The organism is Anaerostipes sp. CAG:276, from assembly GCF_000432215.1.
In the GTDB taxonomy this organism is placed as follows: domain Bacteria; phylum Bacillota; class Clostridia; order Lachnospirales; family Lachnospiraceae; genus Anaerostipes; species Anaerostipes caccae.
This window is the reverse complement of record NZ_FR889177.1, coordinates 89,088-109,228: the sequence shown is the minus strand read 5'-3', so window position 1 is coordinate 109,228 and position 20,141 is coordinate 89,088. Positions and strand designations below refer to the sequence as shown.

At 46.0% G+C, this 20,141-nt stretch carries 15 protein-coding genes and 1 pseudogene; all 16 read left to right on the top strand.

Annotated features, from left to right (window positions below; all coding sequences use genetic code 11):
* Window positions 1-1,842: pseudogene (locus QVP35_RS16535) on the top strand (hydratase); the annotation flags it as partial.
* 12 nt (window positions 1,843-1,854) lie between these two features.
* The gene (locus QVP35_RS03095) at window positions 1,855-3,339 is read left to right on the top strand and encodes a Na+/H+ antiporter NhaC family protein (RefSeq protein WP_006566688.1); all 1,485 of its coding nucleotides are present in this window, start codon (window positions 1,855-1,857) and stop codon (window positions 3,337-3,339) included.
* Window positions 3,340-3,349: 10 nt separating this feature from the next.
* Window positions 3,350-4,282 (top strand): AAA family ATPase, encoded by a 933-nt coding sequence (locus tag QVP35_RS03090; protein ID WP_006566689.1) that lies wholly within the window; start codon window positions 3,350-3,352, stop codon window positions 4,280-4,282.
* A 9-nt stretch (window positions 4,283-4,291) separates the two neighbouring features.
* Complete coding sequence (locus QVP35_RS03085) at window positions 4,292-5,284, top strand: DUF58 domain-containing protein (protein WP_006566690.1); 993 nt, start codon at window positions 4,292-4,294, stop codon at window positions 5,282-5,284.
* A gap of 49 nt (window positions 5,285-5,333) precedes the next feature.
* A complete protein-coding gene (locus tag QVP35_RS03080) occupies window positions 5,334-7,352 on the top strand; it encodes a transglutaminase-like domain-containing protein (protein ID WP_158565675.1) in 2,019 nt (672 codons plus the stop codon).
* Between the two features lie 120 nt (window positions 7,353-7,472).
* Entirely contained in the window at window positions 7,473-7,934 is a 462-nt protein-coding gene (locus QVP35_RS03075; protein ID WP_006566692.1) for a C40 family peptidase, read from the top strand.
* 207 nt (window positions 7,935-8,141) lie between these two features.
* Window positions 8,142-12,056, top strand: a complete 3,915-nt coding sequence (locus QVP35_RS03070) for a PAS domain-containing hybrid sensor histidine kinase/response regulator (protein WP_022260779.1) — start codon at window positions 8,142-8,144, stop codon at window positions 12,054-12,056.
* Window positions 12,053-12,550, top strand: coding sequence for an ABC transporter substrate-binding protein (locus QVP35_RS03065; RefSeq protein ID WP_006566694.1), 498 nt, complete (start codon window positions 12,053-12,055; stop codon window positions 12,548-12,550). Before QVP35_RS03070 ends, QVP35_RS03065 begins: the two co-directional genes overlap by 4 nt.
* A 57-nt stretch (window positions 12,551-12,607) precedes the next feature.
* Window positions 12,608-14,023 (top strand): 5'-nucleotidase C-terminal domain-containing protein, encoded by a 1,416-nt coding sequence (locus tag QVP35_RS03060; protein ID WP_006566695.1) that lies wholly within the window; start codon window positions 12,608-12,610, stop codon window positions 14,021-14,023.
* Between the two features lie 11 nt (window positions 14,024-14,034).
* On the top strand, window positions 14,035-14,676 hold the full coding sequence (locus QVP35_RS03055; protein ID WP_006566696.1) for a hypothetical protein: 642 nt from the start codon (window positions 14,035-14,037) through the stop codon (window positions 14,674-14,676).
* Between the two features lie 12 nt (window positions 14,677-14,688).
* Window positions 14,689-16,611, top strand: a complete 1,923-nt coding sequence (locus QVP35_RS03050; RefSeq protein WP_009289471.1) for a response regulator — start codon at window positions 14,689-14,691, stop codon at window positions 16,609-16,611.
* Window positions 16,612-16,693: 82 nt separating this feature from the next.
* Window positions 16,694-17,890, top strand: a complete 1,197-nt coding sequence (fabV, locus tag QVP35_RS03045; protein ID WP_006566698.1) for an enoyl-ACP reductase FabV — start codon at window positions 16,694-16,696, stop codon at window positions 17,888-17,890.
* 3 nt (window positions 17,891-17,893) lie between these two features.
* Window positions 17,894-19,027 (top strand): ribonuclease E/G, encoded by a 1,134-nt coding sequence (locus QVP35_RS03040; RefSeq protein WP_006566699.1) that lies wholly within the window; start codon window positions 17,894-17,896, stop codon window positions 19,025-19,027.
* Between the two features lie 120 nt (window positions 19,028-19,147).
* Complete coding sequence (gene rplU, locus QVP35_RS03035) at window positions 19,148-19,456, top strand: 50S ribosomal protein L21 (protein ID WP_006566700.1); 309 nt, start codon at window positions 19,148-19,150, stop codon at window positions 19,454-19,456.
* Window positions 19,457-19,471: 15 nt separating this feature from the next.
* Complete coding sequence (locus QVP35_RS03030; RefSeq protein WP_006566701.1) at window positions 19,472-19,798, top strand: ribosomal-processing cysteine protease Prp; 327 nt, start codon at window positions 19,472-19,474, stop codon at window positions 19,796-19,798.
* Between the two features lie 4 nt (window positions 19,799-19,802).
* The gene (gene rpmA, locus QVP35_RS03025; protein WP_006566702.1) at window positions 19,803-20,084 is read left to right on the top strand and encodes a 50S ribosomal protein L27; all 282 of its coding nucleotides are present in this window, start codon (window positions 19,803-19,805) and stop codon (window positions 20,082-20,084) included.
* Window positions 20,085-20,141 lie beyond the last annotated feature (57 nt).

Below are 20,141 nucleotides of genomic sequence, written 5' to 3'. Positions count from 1 at the left end.
CAGCCATACCCGCTACGGAGCACTGGGAACAATGGCCATGGGCGAGGGAGGACCGGAGCTGGTAAAACAGCTTCTGAACCGTACTTATGACATTAATATGCCTTCCGTGGTAGGTGTTTACCTCACCGGGAAACCTGAAAAAGGGGTAGGCCCTCAGGACGTGGCTCTGGCCATTATCGGAGCCGTGTTTGAATGCGGATATGTTAACAATAAGGTGATGGAGTTTGTAGGACCGGGTGTGGCAAACCTGTCTGCCGATTTCCGGATCGGCATCGACGTTATGACCACAGAGACTACCTGTCTTTCTTCTATATGGAAGACCGATGACACGATCAAAGAATTTTACGAGATACACGGAAGAGAAAAAGATTACAAAGAATTAAATCCGGGAGCAGTCGCATACTACGACGGAATGGTGGAAGTGGATCTGTCAAAGATCAAGCCGATGATCGCCATGCCGTTCCACCCGAGCAACACCTATACAATAGAAGAAGTCAATGCAAATCTTAAGGATGTCCTGGCAGAAGTTGAAAAACGTGCTTTGGTCAGCCTTGACGGAGCCGTAGACTACTCTCTTCAGGATAAGATCAAAGACGGAAAGCTGTATGTGGATCAGGGGATCATCGCTGGATGTGCAGGAGGCGGATATGAGAATATCTGTGAGGCAGCCAATATCTTAAAGGGTGCCAGCATCGGCTCCGATGAATTCACCCTGAGCGTTTACCCGGCAAGTACGCCTGTATTCATGGAACTTGTAAAGAACGGGGCAGTGGCAGACCTGATGGCTACAGGCGCAGTTGTGAAGACGGCCTTCTGCGGACCGTGTTTTGGAGCAGGGGATAAACCGGCCAACAAGGGGATACACCGGCCAACAATGCGTTCAGTATCCGCCACTCTACAAGAAACTTCCCGAACAGAGAAGGCTCCAAGCTGCAGAGCGGACAGATCGCATCAGTTGCACTGATGGATGCAAGATCGATCGCAGCCACTGCGGCAAACAAAGGTTACCTGACTCCGGCGACAGACATTGATACAGACTTCAGCGTGCCGAAGTATTTCTTTGACAAGACGATCTACGAAAACCGTGTCTTTGACAGCAAAGGTGTGGCAGATCCTTCCGTGGAAGTACAGTTCGGGCCGAACATCAAGGACTGGCCGGAGATGTCTGCACTTCCGGAGAATCTGGTATTGAAGGTCGTGTCTGAGATCCATGACCCAGTGACAACCACGGATGAACTGATCCCGTCAGGGGAGACTTCTTCTTACCGCTCTAATCCACTCGGACTCGCAGAGTTTACACTGTCCAGGAAAGATCCGGCCTATGTGGGACTCGCAAAGGAGATCCAGAAAGCACAGAAAGCCATAGAGGCGGGGAACTGTCCTCTGGATGCCGTGGAAGAATTAAAATCTGTGATGGAAGCGGTTCATACGAAGTATCCGGAAGCCGGCGAAGGAAATATCGGCGTCGGAAGCACGATATTTGCAGTGAAGCCCGGTGACGGCTCTGCCAGAGAACAGGCGGCTTCCTGCCAGAAAGTCCTGGGAGGATGGGCGAATATCGCCAACGGATATGCAACAAAGCGCTACCGTTCCAATCTGATCAACTGGGGCATGTTGCCGCTTACGATCGAAGAAGGAGAACTTCCGTTTAAGAATAAAGACTTCTTATTCCTGCCTGGTATCAGAAAGGCAGTAGAGAACAAAGACAGCAGGATCAGGGCTTTTGTTGTGGAAGACGGAGGACTCAGGGAGTTTGCTCTGACTCTGGGGGAACTCACCGATGACGAAAGAGAGATCATCCTGAAGGGATGCCTGATCAATTACTATAAAGAGGAGAACTGAGGAGCAGTATAAATGGTCGGAACTATTTGGGCGCTGATACCGCCTGTCATTGCCATTGGACTGGCATTGATCACAAAAGAAGTTTACCTTTCCCTGATGGTGGGGATCGCCTCCGGGGCTTTGATGTTTGAACATTTTCAGCCTGTGGAAGCGATGAATACCATATTTGAAATCATGACCGGAAAGATCGGGAGCAACTGTGATATCCTGATCTTTCTCGTGATGCTCGGTATCCTGGTGGCCCTGATTACAAAATCAGGTGCCTCCAGGGCATACGGAAAATGGGCGCTGAAGGCAATCAAATCAAAGAGACAGGCTATGTTTGCAACCTCTCTTCTGGGGACGGTTATTTTTGTGGACGATTACTTTAACTGTCTGACAGTGGGAACCGTCATGAAGCCTATCACAGACAAATATAAGATCACCAGGGCAAAGCTTGCCTATGTGATCGATGCCACCGCGGCTCCTATCTGTATTATCGCACCGATTTCCAGCTGGGCCGCTGCGGTGGGATCTTCCCTGCCTTCGGGCAGCAATATCGACGGATTTTCCCTGTTCGTAAAGGCAATTCCGTTTAATTACTATGCACTGCTGACACTTGTATTCCTTATATTTTTAATGATCCTGAATGCTGATTTTTCTAAGATGAAGCGGTATGAGGAGGAGAAAGGGAATGAGACACACGATCAAAAGCATGAGGCAGATGTTCCGGTCGTCGGAAAAGGACAGGTAAAGGACCTGATCCTTCCGATTCTGTTTCTGATTGCTTCCTGTATTGGATTTATGCTTTATACCGGAGGATTTTTTGAGGGAAAAGATATTATAACGGCATTGTCCGAATGCAGCAGCGGAAGAAGTCTTGTATTGGGGTCCTTTTCAACGCTGATCTTTACATTTCTTCTGTATATTCCGAGGAAGGTCGTGGCCTTCGTGGATTTCTGCGGGAGTTTCAGCCAGGGATTTAAGTCGATGACATCGGCCATCATGATTCTTTGCCTGGCATGGACTCTTTCCGGCATATGCGGAGAAGAGTATTTAAGGATCGGACAGTTTGTCAGCGGGATTATCAGCGGAAATACATCCGCAGCGGCTGTGCTTCCGGCCCTGTTTTTCCTGGCTGCTCTGGGCCTGTCCTTTGCCACGGGAACTTCCTGGGGAACATTTGGAATTCTGATTCCTATCTCCGTAGCTGTCGTGGGGAATGATATTTCTGCGCTGACGCTGCTGGTGGGGTCTGTTTTGTCCGGAGCCGTATGCGGAGACCACATTTCTCCGATCTCCGATACAACGATTCTGGCCTCTGCGGGAGCCGGATGCCGCCATATTGACCATGTTGCAACACAAATGCCTTATGCGCTTATTGTGGCAGTCTGCGCTGTAGTCGGATACCTGACGGCGGGAGCGTTGAATAACGGATTTTTAGGCCTGGCGGTTGCGGCCGGAGCCCTGGCTGTGGCCATGGCTTCCATCGTGTGGAATCTAAAAAAGAAGGCTTAGAGGTGATAAGATGAGCAATTTGGCCACAAGAGCAATAGAAGAAATAGGAAAAGTGATCATCGGAAAAGATCATATCATAAGGCAGGTCATGACTGCGATCCTGGCCAACGGCCATATTCTGATCGAGGATATTCCGGGTGTGGGAAAGACTACGCTGGCGATTGCATTTTCTAAGGTTCTGGGTCTGGATTATCAGAGGATACAGTTTACGCCGGATGTGATGCCTGCGGATATTGCCGGGTTTTCTGTCTATAAGCAGGGCAGTGAATCCTTTGAATACCAAAAGGGGGCGGCCATCACCAACCTTCTCCTGGCAGATGAGATCAACCGGACTTCGCCCAAGACCCAGTCGGCTCTCCTTGAAGCCATGGAGGAAGGAAGAATCACCGTAGATGGGGTGACGAGAGAACTTCCCGATCCATATGTGGTCATTGCCACACAAAACCCTCTGGGAGCGGTGGGGACCCATTCACTCCCGGAGGCCCAGCTTGACCGGTTTATGATCCGGATTTCCATGGGATACCCGGACCGGGAGAGTGAGGTGGCGATGCTCAAACAGGAGAGAGTCAATGTTGCCATCGATTCTCTGGAAGAGATCATACAGGTGACGGATCTCATACTGATGAAACAGCAGGCGGAGCGGATATATGTCCACGAGGATCTGTACCGGTATATTGTCGATCTTGTATGTGCCACCAGAAATCATCCGGATCTTAGCATGGGGATCAGTCCCAGAGGAACTATCTCTCTTCTTCAGATGGCCAAGGCAAATGCATATCTCGATGACAGAGATTATATGGTACCGGATGATATTAAGCAGATTTTCTATGCCGCATCCGCCCACCGTGTCATGAAAAGCAAAGAGGCGAGGATCAAACGCAGGACGGTCAGGGAGATTCTTACGTCCATAGCCGAAGAGATCCCTGTCCCAGAGAGCAGATAAGGAGCATCCATGATCATTGGAATCATCATCCTAAGCGTGATTTATGTTATCTTATATCAAAATATCATCGGAGGATGCCTTCTGGCATCCTTATTTGTTTTGGTGTTATTTTCCTGGTGGAACGTGCGGAGGAAGACATCAAAGCTTAAGATTGAAGTGTCTCTTGACCGGAAAGCGGCTTCAAGGAAGGAAGAGATTCATTTAAAGGGAATCTTTGAAGGAATCCGGTGTCTGGATGCCGCAGAGTGCGAGGTGACTTACCAGGTGCGCTACTGGCTCATGGGCCGGAAAAAAGTCATAAAGGAGAGATTTGAGTATTCCGGGAAGGAGTCAGAGGGCTTTTTGATCCCGCTTAAATTTGACCACTGTGACGAGGTGCACATAACGGTAGCTAAAATAAAAATGCGGGATATGACGGGCCTGTTTTGGGCAGATAAATTTGTAAAAGTCAAAGCCGGGGTGCTTATCATGCCGGATGCGTATCCGCTGGGCCGGATGTCAGATCAGTCGGTGGAGGCAAAGACCATGGACCCGTATGAGTATGACGGCCTCAAGGAATACCGGCCCGGAGACAAAGGCTCCAGGATTCACTGGAAACTGCTCGCGGGAAAAAATCTGCTGATGGTGAAGGACACGGAGGAAGAAAGGGAAGAAAAGCTCTTAATTTTTCTAAGTCTTCCGGAGCGGGGAGAGGCATATGATGATTTTTTTGCTGTATTTTTCTCTGTCTCAAAGTTTTTTTTAGAGCAGGGAATGCCTCAGACAATTTACTGGGGGACAAAGGAATACTACCTGGAACGGTATCAGCAGTATGAAGAATTGTTTGGGGAGATGTTTGCCTCAGACTTCGACGGAAACTTTGAAAACAGGGAGTATGAGGGAATTCATATTTATATGAGAGAGACAGAGCCTGACCTGATTTATGTCGAAACAGAATCGGAGACGAATACAGTTGACAGGAGCGGGCTGGAACAGGGAATCTATGATCTGGAATTATTTTAAATCAGACTGCAAGGGGTCTTTTTATATGAAGGAAAAAATTCAACCATATATGAAATATATATTTCTGAGCATGATATTTCTTGGCTTGACAGACAGTGTGTTTGTCGGGTTTTTTACGAGAGCCTTTCAATATTATCTGCTTTGTGCCGGTGTGGCGATCCTGACAGTGCTCTGCGTTTTGTTAGAAAGGTATCCGAAAGCCGTCTTCGGCGCAGTCGGCTTTGCGGTAGCGGCTGCATTTTTTTTAAGGAGCGCTCTTGCCAATGGATTTCAGGTGATCAGCAACCGGATGGCCGATGCAGTAAATCAAGTGTTTGATATGGGATTTTATTATTACGTGGATATCCGGCCTGAGTATACGCGGCGGGACAGTATCCTCTTTATCCTGCTTTTATTCCTGCTGGGCAGTGTGGTATTTCATTATCTGACGAAGAAGACGAAGATCTTTGCGGCAGTGGTATCTGCCGTCGAAGCCTGTCTGCTGATCCTGACTCCGTACTCTATCACGGGACCGTTTCTGCTGTTTTTATGCGGATTGACTGGCTATGTCCTTTGGACACGCAAAAAGACATTCAGCGCATCGGTCATATCCGTATGCCTTCTTCTGGGGGCTGTCGCAGTATCCGGAACTGCCGGAGAGCCTGCAGAAAGCAATCCGGTGAAGGAGACGGCACTGGAACTTGTAAGGACGCTGTCACAGGGCAAAGATTATCAGGTGGCAGGAGGGATCGGAAGCGGCGATATCGGAAAGATCGGTTCCGTGGCACCCAGGGGAACGAAGCTGTTTCAAGTAAAGCTTTCAAAACCGGAGACGCTGTATCTGAAGGGATTCACAAGCGGTGTTTATGAAAAAGGAATGTGGAAAAAGGAAAAGAAAGACGCAAAGGTGATTCTGGGAGAGAACAGCCTGGATCTGCCCTACCAGTTTTTTGATCTGAAGATTCCTGAGCTCAGCCTTGAACTTTTAGATACCGGTCTTCAGAAAAAAACGGAAAATGCAGAGATCCGCTATCAGAAATTTACGGATGAATATTATCTTTGGCCTTATTTCAGCAGTATTTCTCCGGAAAAGGGGAGATACTACGGAGATTACAATATAAAAAGGAACGGAAAGAGGGAAAAGGAAACGCTTACATACTATCCTGTATCCTTAGACAATATCCTGAAGGCAGACGGGAGGATCACCGATGCCCTTCTGGACGGACAGACCGGGGATGTAACTTTGGAAAGGGAATATTTTGAGGCGATGGATTCCTACAATCAATATGTCAGGAGCCAATATTTGAAGGTTCCCGGAGATTTAAAGAAGAAGCTTACAAAGAAATTTCCGGAACTGCTGCAGGTGGTCTCCATGAGGAAAAAGACCGGGATGATTCAGACACTTTTGAGAGAGAACTATCAGTATACAAGCGACTCCGGAACTACCCCGGAGGGGAAAGATCCCATCTGGTATTTTCTGAATGAGAATAAAAAAGGCTACTGTACGCAGTATGCCTCCGCTGCGGTCATGATGTTCCGTTCTGCGGGGATTCCTTCCAGATATGTGGAGGGATATCGGATTGATGAAAGGAAGTTTAAGAGGGATCATACGGCCCAGGTTACGGATTTTTATGCTCACGCATGGCCCGAAATATACGTAGAGAATGTGGGGTGGGTTCCGGTGGAAGTGACCAATACCCGGAATCTGCTGTCCGAACAGGATCAGACAGAGAGGGATGCATCATACACAGAACACGGGAAGGATTCCTTTTTGAAAAAAAATCTGGTTCTTCAGAGCCTGGCTGCACTGCTCTTATCTTTTTTCGTAATTGTTACAATTGTTAAGATTACGGCAGAAATTATCCGGTACAGAAACTGGAGAAAGAGCACGAACAAGGAGAAAGTCATAGTTTATCAAAATTTAATAAATTCTCTGACAGAAGGCAAGAAGCTGGACGAAAAATATGTCCTGACTCTCGAAAAAGTGCGTAAAATCTCGGAAAAAGGCAGATTCAGCCAGCATGAAATCACTGACGAAGAACTAAGATATGTGAAGAGATTTGTCGATATATTAAAGAAAAAAATATAATTGTTACACAAATGTTAAAAAACTCTTGACAGTTTTATTACATATAAGCTACAATAGCAACAGTGAAAGAAATACATGAAACATTATTGTAGTATTTGTATTGATTGATTAGGAGAACACATGAAACGTTTGGTAGTAAAAGCAATGGTAGTCATAATGCTCACTGTAGTGGGATGTTCAGCGATCGGCGGAACAAGAGAGACAGAAGCTGCTTCCAATAAAGGGCAGAAAGTTGTGAATTATGCAAAACGCTTTGTCGGTAATAAATATAGATATGGCGGAACCAGTTTGACGAGAGGAGCCGACTGTTCCGGATATGTAATGTCTGTTTACAGAAAATTCGGAAAAAGACTTCCGCACTCTTCTTACGGAATGAGAAAAGTAGGAAAGAAAGTAAAAGGCGGAATCAAGAAGGCGAAGCCGGGAGACATCATCTGTTACAGCGGACACGTAGCAATTTATATGGGAAAAAATAAAATTGTCCACGCAAGCAACTCTGCACCGTATCCCAGAGGGGGAATCAAGATCTCCAAGAATGCAAAATACAGAAAGATCGTCGCAGTAAGAAGAATTTTTAAATAAGTATACATAAACATAAAACTGTTGTATTAGTATTTATACTACTGATACAGCAGTTTTTTTGTTTCGCCCTTGATCCGTGTGTGATCATTGCACTTTTATACCTTGTATGGTAAAATTAATTAATATATATATGGACAGAGTTGGTGCCGGGATAAGAATTTTTATTCCTGTCCAATGTGGAAAGCAGTAACAAAGGCGGTGCTGTGGATGGAGAAGATAAGGCGTGAGGTCCAGGAGGCCCTGGAGATGATTCCAGGCGGAGTGTGTGTGTATTTGTATAAAGAAGGTCGGATTTATCCGGTGTTCCGCAACTCCTCATTCTATGAAACATTAGGCTGTTTTGAGGAGTATACCGGGGAAATAAGCCGGGAGACGGCATTTCAGGGAATACACAGGGAAGACCTTCCGGAAGTGAAGGAAAAAGTAAACAGATTATTGCGTAAGGGCACGGCATTATCACATACCTGCCGTATTTTTAATGACAATCAGGGAAGATACCGGTGGGTCCATATCGATGGGTCCGCAGAGCACGGTGAAGATGGCAGCGTGCTCTTTTATGCTGTTTACAGAGATGTGAGTGAACAGATACAGCTGAAAGAGGAATTGGTCCGTTCCAATGAACAGATGCAGGATATTATAAATTTGATTCCCGGAGGCGTGGCGATCTACAAAGTATCTGATTTCTTTGAGACCGTATATTTTTCGGACGGTGTATCGGAGTTATCCGGATATTCAGCTTTAGAATACAGGGAGCTGATCAAAAGGGACGCTGTTGAGATGACCTGCCGTGAAGACAGAGAAATGATCATCTCCAAGGCAGGGGAAGTGGTTCAGACAAAAGGAACTTCAGAATTTGAATTCCGCAAAAAGCACCGGAATGGGCAGATTGTCTGGGTCCATGTACAAATGAAGTGGATTGGAGAAGAAGATGGGTGCCCGCTTGTGCTCTGTGTATTTCATAATATTACCGATCTTAAAGAAGCTCAGCTGGAGAAGGAACATCTGATTAACTCTATACCGGGAGGGATTGCCAGCTATCGGGTGGAAGGGGAACGATTCATACCCGAGTTTTATTCTGACGGTGTGATGATGATTTCAGGCCATACACGGATGGAATTTGAAGCAATGGTCCGGCGCAATGCATTTGATGTTATTTATGAGCCAGACAGGAAGAGAGTGCTGGAAGCCGCAAAAACTGCTCTTATAAGCGGGGAAGTGCTGGACGTCTCATATCGGATGTATCATAAAGATGGAAATCTGATCTGGATTCATTTAAATGGCCGGCGCATGGGGCCTTTGGCGGAGAAGATGAGATTTTATGCCGTGTTTACCGGAATGTCTGCTGAGGCCAGGCTGTTTCAGGAGATTGCTAATGAAACGGCCGACGGCATCTATGTGATTGACAGATCGAACTTTGAACTGCTCTATGCAAATGAATCTTTAAATCTTTTTATGGAAAAAAAGGAATGTACCGGTCAAAAATGTTTTAAAGTCCTCCACGGTAAAGACAGTCCTTGTGAATACTGCAACATTATACAATATGAACCCGGAAGCGAAGAACATGAGATAAAGATTCCCGGCTCAGACAGGGTGTACAGCGCCCGCTGCCACAAAACAGTTTGGAATGGAATTCCCGCCTATGTGCAGTATGTTAAGGATATCACACAGACGGTGAGAGAGCAGGAGAGGATCAGGAATCAGTATAAAGACCTGCTTCTGAAGCATTACCGGACTCCCGGTCCCGATGCACTGGTCGTGGGGCACTGCAATGTCACGAAGAGCAGGATTCTCGATATTTTAGATTATACCGGTTCGGATCTGATGGAAACCTTCAGTGACGACAGAGAATGTTTTTTTATGGGCCTTTCAAGTCTGGTGACGGATGAGAAAGAACGGAAAACATTCCGGGAGACATTTTTAAATGAGCCGTCTCTAAAGGCCTTTGAGCGGGGAGACTTAGAGCGGAAGCTTGAGTGCTTTGTCCGCCTGCCGAAGGATCAGAGGGGCAGATATGTACAATTTAATATGAATATGGTAGCAGCGCCTGACAGCGGAGATATCACAGGGATTCTGACGGTAACGGATATCACCGAGCGGAAGATTTCGGATCTGATCCTCAGGCAGCTGTCAGTGACAGGATGTGATTTTGTTGTCGATGTTGATCTGACCGCAGACCGTTATAAATTGCTTTCCTGCAGTGAGAATGCATTCTGTGTTCCGCCGCATAGGGGCAGACATTCCGAATGGACCGCCTATATGCTGCGGTCAAGGGTTGTCCCAAGAGACCGGGAGCAGTATAAGAACGGGCTGGAACCGGAAAAAATGATGAGCAGGCTTCAAAAAGACGGGCCGTATACATTTGCCTTTTGCATCTCGGATGATAAAGGGGATATCAGAACAAAAAACATGACAGTTTCAGCCGTCGATCTGAGACTTGGCAGGGTCTGCCTGTCCAGAAGCGATATCACAGACTCCATCCGGGAGCAGCAGGGACTGCTCCATATGATTGCGTATACATTTGAATTGGCTGCGTTCATTAATTTAAGCAGCAGAAGCCTGACATTATATACGAGGGAGAGCGTACTTGACAATTTACAGCCCCATTATGTAGAAAACTACGACAGGACAATTCTTAAATTTGTTGAGCACCACGGTACTTCAGAACATAAGGAAGAAGCACGGACACAGTTTAGGATTGAGACAATGACGGAGCGCCTCAGAGAGAAGCCTAACGGTTATGATTTTCTGTTCTCCTATGAAGGAGATAACGGGGAACGTTTTAAGCAGATCAATGTCCTGTGGGGAGACGTAAATCATAGGACACTCTGCCTGGTGAGGGCGGATGTGACGGAAATGCTGACTGCGGAGAGACAGGCGAAAAAACGGTTGGAACATGCGCTCGCATCGGCAGAAGAAGCCAATAAAGCAAAGAGTGATTTTCTCTCTGCTATGAGCCATGATATCCGGACCCCTATGAATGCGATTATGGGGATGACAACACTGGCATCCGCCTATCTTGGTGACGATGAACGGGTGGCCGGATATCTGGATAAGATAGAAGTGTCTTCAAGGCACCTGCTCAGCCTGATCAACGATATTCTGGATATGAGCAAAATTGAGAGGGCACAGATCACTTTGAATCTCTCGAAGGTATCTATTCCTAAACTGTTGGATCAGCTTTCTGTTATGATTTTATCTCAGGCAGAGGAAGCAGGCCTTACACTTAGCATACGGGCGGAAGGGGTGAATCATGAAGATTTTTATGGAGATCCTCTCCGCATCAATCAGATCCTTATTAATTTGCTGAGCAATGCTGTAAAATTTACAAATAAGGGAGGCATGGTGGAACTGCTGGCAGAAGAAGTTGAAACAGAAGGATCAGCCGGGCGTGTGAGTTACCATTTTACGGTCAGAGATACAGGGATCGGCATGCCGGAGGAGTTTGTTTCCAAAATCTTCGAGCCGTTCAGCCGCAGCGGAAATGCGGCGCATATTGAGGGGACAGGGCTTGGTCTCAGCATTACAAAAGGACTGATTGATCTGATGGGTGGAAAAATTTCTGTGGAAAGCTGGATCAATGAGGGATCTGTTTTTAGAGTGGAATTAGAGTTTGACCGGGCACAGGCAGAAAACAGTTCTTATATAAAGAATGCAGAGCCGTCATTCAGCCTTTCTTCCGGGAAAAGGGCATTTTCCGGCTGCTGTTTTCTGGTGGCCGAGGATAACGCCATTAATGCAGAAATACTTTGTGAACTGCTTGGACTTTGCGGAGCAGAAACTGTGCTCATGACGGATGGAGCTAAGGCGGTAAAGGCATTTCAGGATACAGAGCCGGAAACATATGATGCCATTCTCATGGACATCCAGATGCCTAAGATGAACGGATATGATGCCGCCCGCGCTATCAGAGGAATGGAGCGGGAGGATGCGGAGGAGATACCGATTATTGCCATGACGGCCAATGCTTTTAATGAGGATGTTCAGAACGCATTTCAGGCGGGGATGAATGCCCATATAGCAAAACCTATCGATTTAAATGTACTTATGAACACACTGCAGAAGGTTTTGGATGAATCAGGAAAGGAACTGGAAACTTCCGGAGAACAGAAACGGAGGAAATGAAAAGAAGAGTATTGGCGGTCATATTAAGCATAGCATGTTTGACTTCTATATTTACAGGGTGCAGTTTAAAGAAAAGCAATGAGAGCAAAAAGAAGACAGTAGTGACACTTGTCTATAATCAAAAGTTAAATAATTTTGAAAAATATGTGGAAAGTAAACTTCCTGATGTAGATCTGCAGTGGGAACATATGGCTTCCAGTCCGCTGAGCACTACGATCAAACGGCGGTTAAAAGCCGGACATGGCCCGGATTTGGTTGTCTCCACCCAGCCGGCAGATGAGGAGAGCTCAGCGGATGTGCTTCCTCTGGACGGATATGAATTCAGTGACCGTTATGAGAGCACTATGCTGAAAAATCTGACAGTAAATGAAAGGCTTTATTACCTGCCTATGCCGGGACAGTATAATTGCTATGTGATCAATAAGACCTTATTTGAGGAAGCAGGTCTTAGTCTGCCAAAAAATAATCGGGAGCTAGTATCGGATCTTGAATAATTCCGTAAGAAAAAGATTGGCCTGTCTGATACCGGACACGTTTTTGGCATTAGAGAAATGACAAATGAAAATATCGGAACCTTTCTTGCGGGCTGTATAACACCTGAGTTTTTGGGGAATGCAAAAGGGGTAAAGTGGCTGGCCGCCTATGAAAAAAAGGAAGGGAAGATGACGGGTACATGGGAAAAAGCATTTTCTTTGTTTGAACAGTTACAGAAAAAGGATCTGATGAACCTGGAGCCTCTGCGCAAGCAGGGCAACTTGATCAACAATACAATCTATATGGGCAGAGGGAAAATGATCGCAGCCTATGGAAGTTCGGCATTTCTTGAAGAGTGCCGGCAGATGAATGAAAAAGAAGTGAAAGCGGGGACTAGTAAAAAGTATGAATATGTAATGCTCCCTTTCCTGGGAGAAAAGAAAACAAAGAATTGGACGCTGACGCTTCCGGCAGGCTATGTTGGACTTAATTCAGCTCTGAAAAAGGAGGGTAATGAAGAAAAGATGGATGCCTGTCTTAAGGTAATGGATATTATTTCTACTCAAAAAGGGCAGGAAGCGCTCATGAAAGATTTAAGGCTTGATAACTCCTATTTAAAGCAATTTGACAGAAGTGACAGTAAAGCTCCTTCCGGACTTGAGAGCACAGTTAAGGACGGATACGTCTATTATGTAAAATTTCCGGGGAAAGTGGTGGAGTATCTGGGATTGCAGGGAACACAATATCTGAGTGGACAAAAAAGTGTAAAAGATGTTTTGGCGGCTGTGGATGATTACTATCTTAACGGATCAAAGGAGGCTGATCAGGACCTTACGGTTGTGGGTACCTCCCCGAAAGATTTTATTTATCAGAATTATAACACTCGGCTGAAGGAGACGATTCTTGGAAATCTCGTGGCCGACAGTATTGCCGATTATTCTGATGCTCCGATTGCCGTGGCAAATGGAGGGGGAATCCGGGCAAGCTTATACAAAGGCAATATTCTTGGAGATGATCTGAAGGCAGTATGTCCTTTTGATAACCAGATTCTTGTAGTAAAAATGACAGGTTCAGTGCTCAGGGAGATGCTGGAGCACAGTTTATCCGAAATTGACGGCAGCCGTGGAATTCCGGGAGGAAGATTCCTGCAGGTATCCGGTATCACATTCACTTATGACAGCGCCAAGCCGGTCGGACACAGACTTTTAGATGCAAAGCTGAAGGATGGGACAAACATCGAGAACAAGAAAGACTATACTGTGGCGATCACAGATTATATGGCAGGTTCCAAAGGATATTTAGAGGGCAACGGCGACGGATATACGATGCTCAATCTTTTCAGTGAAAAAGACCCGAAAGCAAAAGGTGTTACGCCGGTAAAACAAAATGTGGGTACTTACCGTGATGCTATGCAAAATTTTATTCAGAAACATGCGGATGCTTTGGAAGCTGTCAAAGCCGAGGGGCGTATTACAGACATCAATGACGATTAGGGAGGAAGTTTATGGCCAAAAAATCAAGCAGGCATATGGGAAGCAGTGCGCCGGCGTTCATTTTGATATTAATCTGTGCTTTCCTGATGTTCTTTATGCTGCAAAAATTCCAGAGCCGGACAGATGACACTGTTTCCAGTATCAGCAAAGCTTATCTGAGTGAGCTGAGCAGTCAGACGGTAGGTCATTTGAAGACGAGTCTGGACAGCCAGTTTGCCCAGATCGTCACGACTGTGGACAGTATCAATGAAGCTGACCTGAAAGACTTGAATTCGCTGCAGCGGTTTTTGAAAAAACAGATGAAGAACAATCGATTTTCCTATGTGGCCGTGCTGGACAGCGATGGTATGTGCTATACTCCTGATGATGTTTACTCAGCCATATCAAAGATCAACTCTTTAGATACGCTTTTAAGCGGAAAGGGAAGATTAATTTCTTCCAATGAAACGATTCTTGGAGACGACATGATCTTACTTGGAACTCCGGTTTCTGATATTAAATTCAGAGGGAAGCAGATTACCGCGGTTTTGGTCGGAATGGATACCCATATACTCAGTGAAAAACTGGTTCTTCACAAGGACAATACGAATTCTTATGCTGATGTCATATCGAAAAAGGGTGCATTTGTTATGCGTTCCGCCAAGGGAGCTTAGACCCGGGCAGGTGTGAATTATTTTGGAATGCTGGAGAACAGGGCCGTTCTTGACAAGGGATTCTCTCTCAAAAAAATGCAGGATCAGATTTCCGGCCGCAGAGAGGGAATGGCAGCGCTTTCGATTGACGGAGTACATGAATATGTCTATTACGGTCCTATTCCGGAAACCGAATGGACGGTATGCGTGACGATGCGTTCCGGAGGGGTAGATTCACAGATTGAATCTCTCAGTGGGTTTATGTCCCGCAGTACAGTGGCGGCTGTATTGTTTATAACGGCTCTCATTATGGGCTTTTCTCTGGTGTACATTCATCTGATCCGGCGCAACGCAGAGCTTCTGGCAGCAGAGAAAAACAGGGCGGAGGAGGCATTTAAACATGCGGAAAAGGCAAATCTGGCAAAGAGCGAATTCCTCTCAAGAATGTCTCATGAGATCAGGACACCAATGAATGGCATTATCGGCATGACGCTGATTGCCGGGCAAAATCTTCAAAATTCGGCGAAGATCAGCGACTGTCTGAAAAAGATCAGCCTTTCCTCAAAACATCTCCTGGCACTTATCAATGATGTTTTGGATATGTCAAAGATTGAAAGCGGTAAGATTGAGATCAAAAACGAAGTATTCGACTTTAAGGTTTTCATTGAATCTTTGACGACGGTTTACTATGCTCAGGCCGTGTCCAAAAAATTGAATTTTGACACGATTCTGATTGGAGAAGTGCGGGAAGAATTGATAGGAGATTCTTTGAGATTGAATCAGATTATTACAAATCTGCTTTCCAATGCTATTAAGTTTACACCGGAGGGCGGGAATGTGACGCTCAGAATTCAGGAATTAAGAGAAGAAGATGAGCTGGTTTGGTTCAGATTTCAGGTAGAGGACACCGGATGCGGCGTAGCACCGGAAAATATGGAAAAAATATTCAATGCTTTTGAACAGGAAACATCAGATGTGGCACAGAAATATGGAGGCACGGGTCTGGGACTGTCTATTTCCAGGCGTTTTGCCTCATTGATGGGCGGCAGTCTGATATTGAACAGTGAAGTTGGAAAAGGCAGTGTTTTTACGGCAGATATCCCATTTCAGATTTCAGAGAAGAAAAAAGCTCCGGCCGTTGATTATGGAAAACTGAGAGTTCTGGTCGCAGACGATGATATGGTCACTTGTGAGCATGTCTCACTGCTCCTTAACAATATGGGGATTCGTTCTGCATGGACGGATAATGGATATGATGCCGTATCACGTGTAGAACAGGCTCATAATAAAGGCGAGGATTTTGATGTGTGTTTTGTGGATTGGAAAATGCCGGGCTTGGATGGGCTGGAGACTACACGCCGTATACAAAACATTGTAGGAAATGAATGCACGTCTGTCGTACTGATCACTGCCTATGATCCGGGGGAGATTGAAGAGGCGGCGAAGGAAGCGGGAGCAGTCGGGGTTATCAGCAAACCTTTATTTGAAACGACGCTGTCGCAGGCATTTGAGTCGATAAGAATGACAGATCCGGCCAATCCGCCGCAGTCTAAGAGAGAAGCGCGGCACGACTTTACAGGCAGACATATATTAATTGCAGAAGATAATGAAATAAACAGGGAGATCGCGGTGGAACTGGTTGCCATGTCCGGTGCAGAAGTAACTGCAGTTGAGAACGGGGAAGAAGCACTGAACATCTTTAACGCTTCAGATCCGGGATTTTTTGATCTGATTCTTATGGATATACAGATGCCTGTCCTTGACGGTTATGAAGCTGCCCGCAAGATTCGTTCCCTGGAACGGCCGGACGCAGGGACTGTGCCAATCTTTGCTATGACGGCAAATGCGTTTGCTGAAGATATGGAGAAAAGCAGGCAGAGTGGTATGGATGACCATATCAATAAGCCGATCGATTTGAATGAATTGTTTGACAAGATGGCCAGCAGGCTTTCCTAAATATTGGGGAAACTTGACAGTGGAATGAGGAACGATTATAATTTTCAGTAATGAATGAACAGGAAAAGAAAAGGAGATATACATGAAAATAAGTCCAAAAGTCCGGGAATTTTTGTGCCTGACCGCACATCCAGAGGGCTGCCAAAAAAACGTTGAGAATCAGATTACATATGTAAAGAAGCACAGTGAAGTTAAGAACGGGCCAAAGAAAGTCCTGATCATCGGAGCGTCCACCGGATACGGACTGGCATCAAGGATCAACGCGGCATTCGGATGCGGTGCTGCTACGATCGGCGTCATGTTTGAGAGACAGGCTGCAGGAAAGAGGACTGCTACGGCGGGCTGGTATAATACAGCTGCATTTGAGCATGCGGCAGCCAATGAGGATCTGTATGCCAAGACAGTCAACGGCGATGCATTCTCAAAGGAAGTCAAAGATCAGGTGATCGATCTGATTAAGAAAGATCTGGGAAAAGTCGACGCCGTCATTTACAGTCTGGCAGCACCGAGAAGAACGGCCGAAGACGGCACCGTGTACCAGTCTGTGCTAAAGACGACAGGAGAAGATTTTACAAATAAGAATCTGAATCTGAAAGACAATACCATCGGAGAGAAAACCATCGAGGCTGCCACAGAGGAAGAAGTGGAAGCGACGGTGAAGGTGATGGGCGGAGAGGACTGGAAGGCATGGATTCGGGCCCTCACAGATGCCGATGCCATTGAAGAGGACGCTGTTACATTCGCCTATTCTTATATCGGACCGGAACTCACTTATCCCATTTATTTTGAGGGTACCATCGGCGCTGCAAAGAAACATCTGCACAAGACTGCAGGTGAGATCAGTGAAGAATTTAAAGAAAATGGAATCAGTGCATATATTTCGGTCAACAAGGGTCTCGTCACTCAGGCGAGTTCTGCAATTCCGATCGTTCCCCTGTATATGGCGGTGCTTTACAGTGTCATGAAGGAAAAAGGACTCCACGAAGGATGCATCGAACAGATTACCAGGCTGTTCGGAGAAAAGGCTGTGTTTGGACAGGCAGAGACAGACGGTCAGGGGCTGATCCGTCTGGATGACTGGGAGTTAAAGCCGGAAGTACAGGCAGAAGTGGAACGGCGCTGGGAGAAGATCAATACAGAAAATGTCAGGGAGTATGCCGATATTGAGGGATACTGGGAAGACTTTTACCAGATGTTTGGCTTTCATATGGACGGAGTGGATTATGAAAAAGATCTGGACCCTTCCGTGAATATCCCGAGTATACCGGACGCAGAATAATATATGAATGAAGTAATCATTACAAGGCTCGGAAGACATATTGTCAGCGCATGGCTTGAGGACGGAGAATTCGCGGAATTTTCCTCTGAACCGGCTGAGGAAGGCAGTCTGGTCGGAAATATTTACAAGGCCAGGGTGAAGAATATCGTAGGAAATATTCACGGAGCTTTTGTGGAGATCGACGAGGGCAGGCTCTGTTTTTATCCTCTGGACGAACGAAGAAAACCGGGAAAACTCAAAAACGAAGAAGAAATCCTCATTCAGGTAAAAAAAGACGGTACAGATAAGAAGGAGCCGTTAGCCACAGAGAACATTGAACTGACCGGAGAATATCTTGTGCTGTCCTCTGACAAGCCGTTTGTTGGCATATCAGGGAAAATTCGGGACAAAGAAAAAAAAGAAGACTTAAAGAGATTTGTCTCTGCTTTTGTCACCGGGGAGTATGGATTTATTGTGAGAACAGAGGCTGAAAATGCGGATCAAGACAAAATCGGGAGAGAAGCAGCAAGTCTGGCTGAGAGATATGTTCAGATCCGGGAGAAACAGCAGTATATGAAGCCATGCCGGCTTCTGGCCACAAATCAGAGTTTCTCATCCCGTTATGTGTTTGGACTTTCTCCTTCCCGGGCGGAACGTATCATCTCCGACGATGAGGTGATCTTAAGAGAGGCAGAGGAGAATGGATATCAGGTCCGCCGGATGGACAGACAGGATCAGTCTATCGAGAGAGGATACCGGCTTTCTCACGCACTTGAGGCAGTGTTTCATACGAGAGTGTGGCTCAGGTCGGGAGGGTTCCTGATCATCGAGCGCACAGAGGCCATGACAGTGGTCGATGTAAATACAGGAAAGTCGATCGGGCGTGGACAAAAGGAAGGCCATATCATAAAAATCAACCGGGAGGCGGCAAGGGAGACGGCCAGACAGATCAGGCTTCGGAACTTATCCGGGATCATTCTCGTGGATTTTATTGATATGAAAGAAAAAGAAGAAGAGGGCAGGCTCCTCTCCTATATGCAGACGATGCTGAACCGGGATTCCAAGAAAGCGGTGGCCGTAGACATGACGAAGCTTGGACTAATGGAGATTACGAGAAAAAAGATCAGGAGACCCCTAGAAAAAGAAGATTTTCTGTAAGATTATTGCTTGACATGGAAAAAATAAGTTGCTATACTGTAACAGTATGCCGCACAGCGAGGTATAAGAATCTGCAAGGATCACCAAAGCTGGCGAGTTTGATTATAGGAGGTGCCATAGATGTACGCCATTATTGCAACAGGAGGAAAACAGTATAAAGTAAGCGAAGGTGACGTGATCAAAGTTGAAAAACTTGACGCGGAAGTCGGAGCAAAGATTACTTTTGATCATGTTTTATTAGTTGGTGGGGATACTGTAAAGGTAGGAACACCGAACGTAGATGGTGCAAAGGTTGAAGCTTCAGTTGTAAGCGAAGGCAAAGACAAAAAAGTCATTGTTTACAAGTATAAGAGAAAAACCGGATACCATAAGAAGAATGGTCACAGACAGTTATTCACACAAGTGAAGATCGATAACATTGTTGGATAATAAAGGACCGAGAGGATGACACAGATTACATTCTACCGGGACCATAAAGGAAAGCCTGTGGGCTTTCAGGCGAAGGACCATGCCGGATATGCAGAGGAAGGACAGGATATTGTCTGTTCTGCGGTATCTGCACTGGTCATCAATTTCCTGAATTCTTTTGAACAGCTGACAGAGGATGCCGGCACATGCCGTACATCGGAAGATGATGCGGTGATCGAGTTCAGAGTTTCAGGTACATGTTCTGAAGAAGGACAGATTTTATTGGATTCTCTGGTTCTTGGGATAACCAACATTGAATCGGAGTATCGTCCATATATTCACGTAGTATTTGAGGAGGTGTAAGACAATGATGAAAATGAACCTTCAATTTTTCGCTCATAAAAAGGGAATGGGTTCCACAAAGAACGGAAGAGATTCTGAGTCTAAGAGATTAGGTGCGAAAAGAGCTGACGGACAATTTGTAAAAGCTGGAAATATTCTTTACCGCCAGAGAGGAACAAAGATCCATCCGGGAGTCAACGTAGGCCGCGGTGGTGATGATACTTTATTTGCATTGACAGATGGTATCGTTCGTTTCGAGAGAAAAGGCAGAGATAAGAAACAGTGTTCTGTACACCCAGTTGCATAATTGTCGACTTAAGTTTGTACAGGCAGACAGTTGAATGTTTAACGGCTTCAAATTTCA

Excerpts from the sequence above, each read along its gene's own strand:
- QVP35_RS03085 (WP_006566690.1), top strand. The coding sequence starts at position 4,292 with ATGATCATTGGAATCATCATCCTAAGCGTGATTTATGTTATCTTATAT.
- QVP35_RS03095 (WP_006566688.1), top strand. The coding sequence starts at position 1,855 with ATGGTCGGAACTATTTGGGCGCTGATACCGCCTGTCATTGCCATTGGA.
- QVP35_RS03040 (WP_006566699.1), top strand. The coding sequence starts at position 17,894 with ATGAATGAAGTAATCATTACAAGGCTCGGAAGACATATTGTCAGCGCA.
- QVP35_RS03070 (WP_022260779.1), top strand. The coding sequence starts at position 8,142 with ATGGAGAAGATAAGGCGTGAGGTCCAGGAGGCCCTGGAGATGATTCCA.
- QVP35_RS03030 (WP_006566701.1), top strand. The coding sequence starts at position 19,472 with ATGACACAGATTACATTCTACCGGGACCATAAAGGAAAGCCTGTGGGC.
- QVP35_RS03060 (WP_006566695.1), top strand. The coding sequence starts at position 12,608 with ATGACAAATGAAAATATCGGAACCTTTCTTGCGGGCTGTATAACACCT.
- QVP35_RS03065 (WP_006566694.1), top strand. The coding sequence starts at position 12,053 with ATGAAAAGAAGAGTATTGGCGGTCATATTAAGCATAGCATGTTTGACT.
- QVP35_RS03090 (WP_006566689.1), top strand. The coding sequence starts at position 3,350 with ATGAGCAATTTGGCCACAAGAGCAATAGAAGAAATAGGAAAAGTGATC.
- rplU (WP_006566700.1), top strand. The coding sequence starts at position 19,148 with ATGTACGCCATTATTGCAACAGGAGGAAAACAGTATAAAGTAAGCGAA.
- QVP35_RS03080 (WP_158565675.1), top strand. The coding sequence starts at position 5,334 with ATGAAATATATATTTCTGAGCATGATATTTCTTGGCTTGACAGACAGT.
- rpmA (WP_006566702.1), top strand. The coding sequence starts at position 19,803 with ATGATGAAAATGAACCTTCAATTTTTCGCTCATAAAAAGGGAATGGGT.
- QVP35_RS03075 (WP_006566692.1), top strand. The coding sequence starts at position 7,473 with ATGAAACGTTTGGTAGTAAAAGCAATGGTAGTCATAATGCTCACTGTA.
- fabV (WP_006566698.1), top strand. The coding sequence starts at position 16,694 with ATGAAAATAAGTCCAAAAGTCCGGGAATTTTTGTGCCTGACCGCACAT.
- QVP35_RS03055 (WP_006566696.1), top strand. The coding sequence starts at position 14,035 with ATGGCCAAAAAATCAAGCAGGCATATGGGAAGCAGTGCGCCGGCGTTC.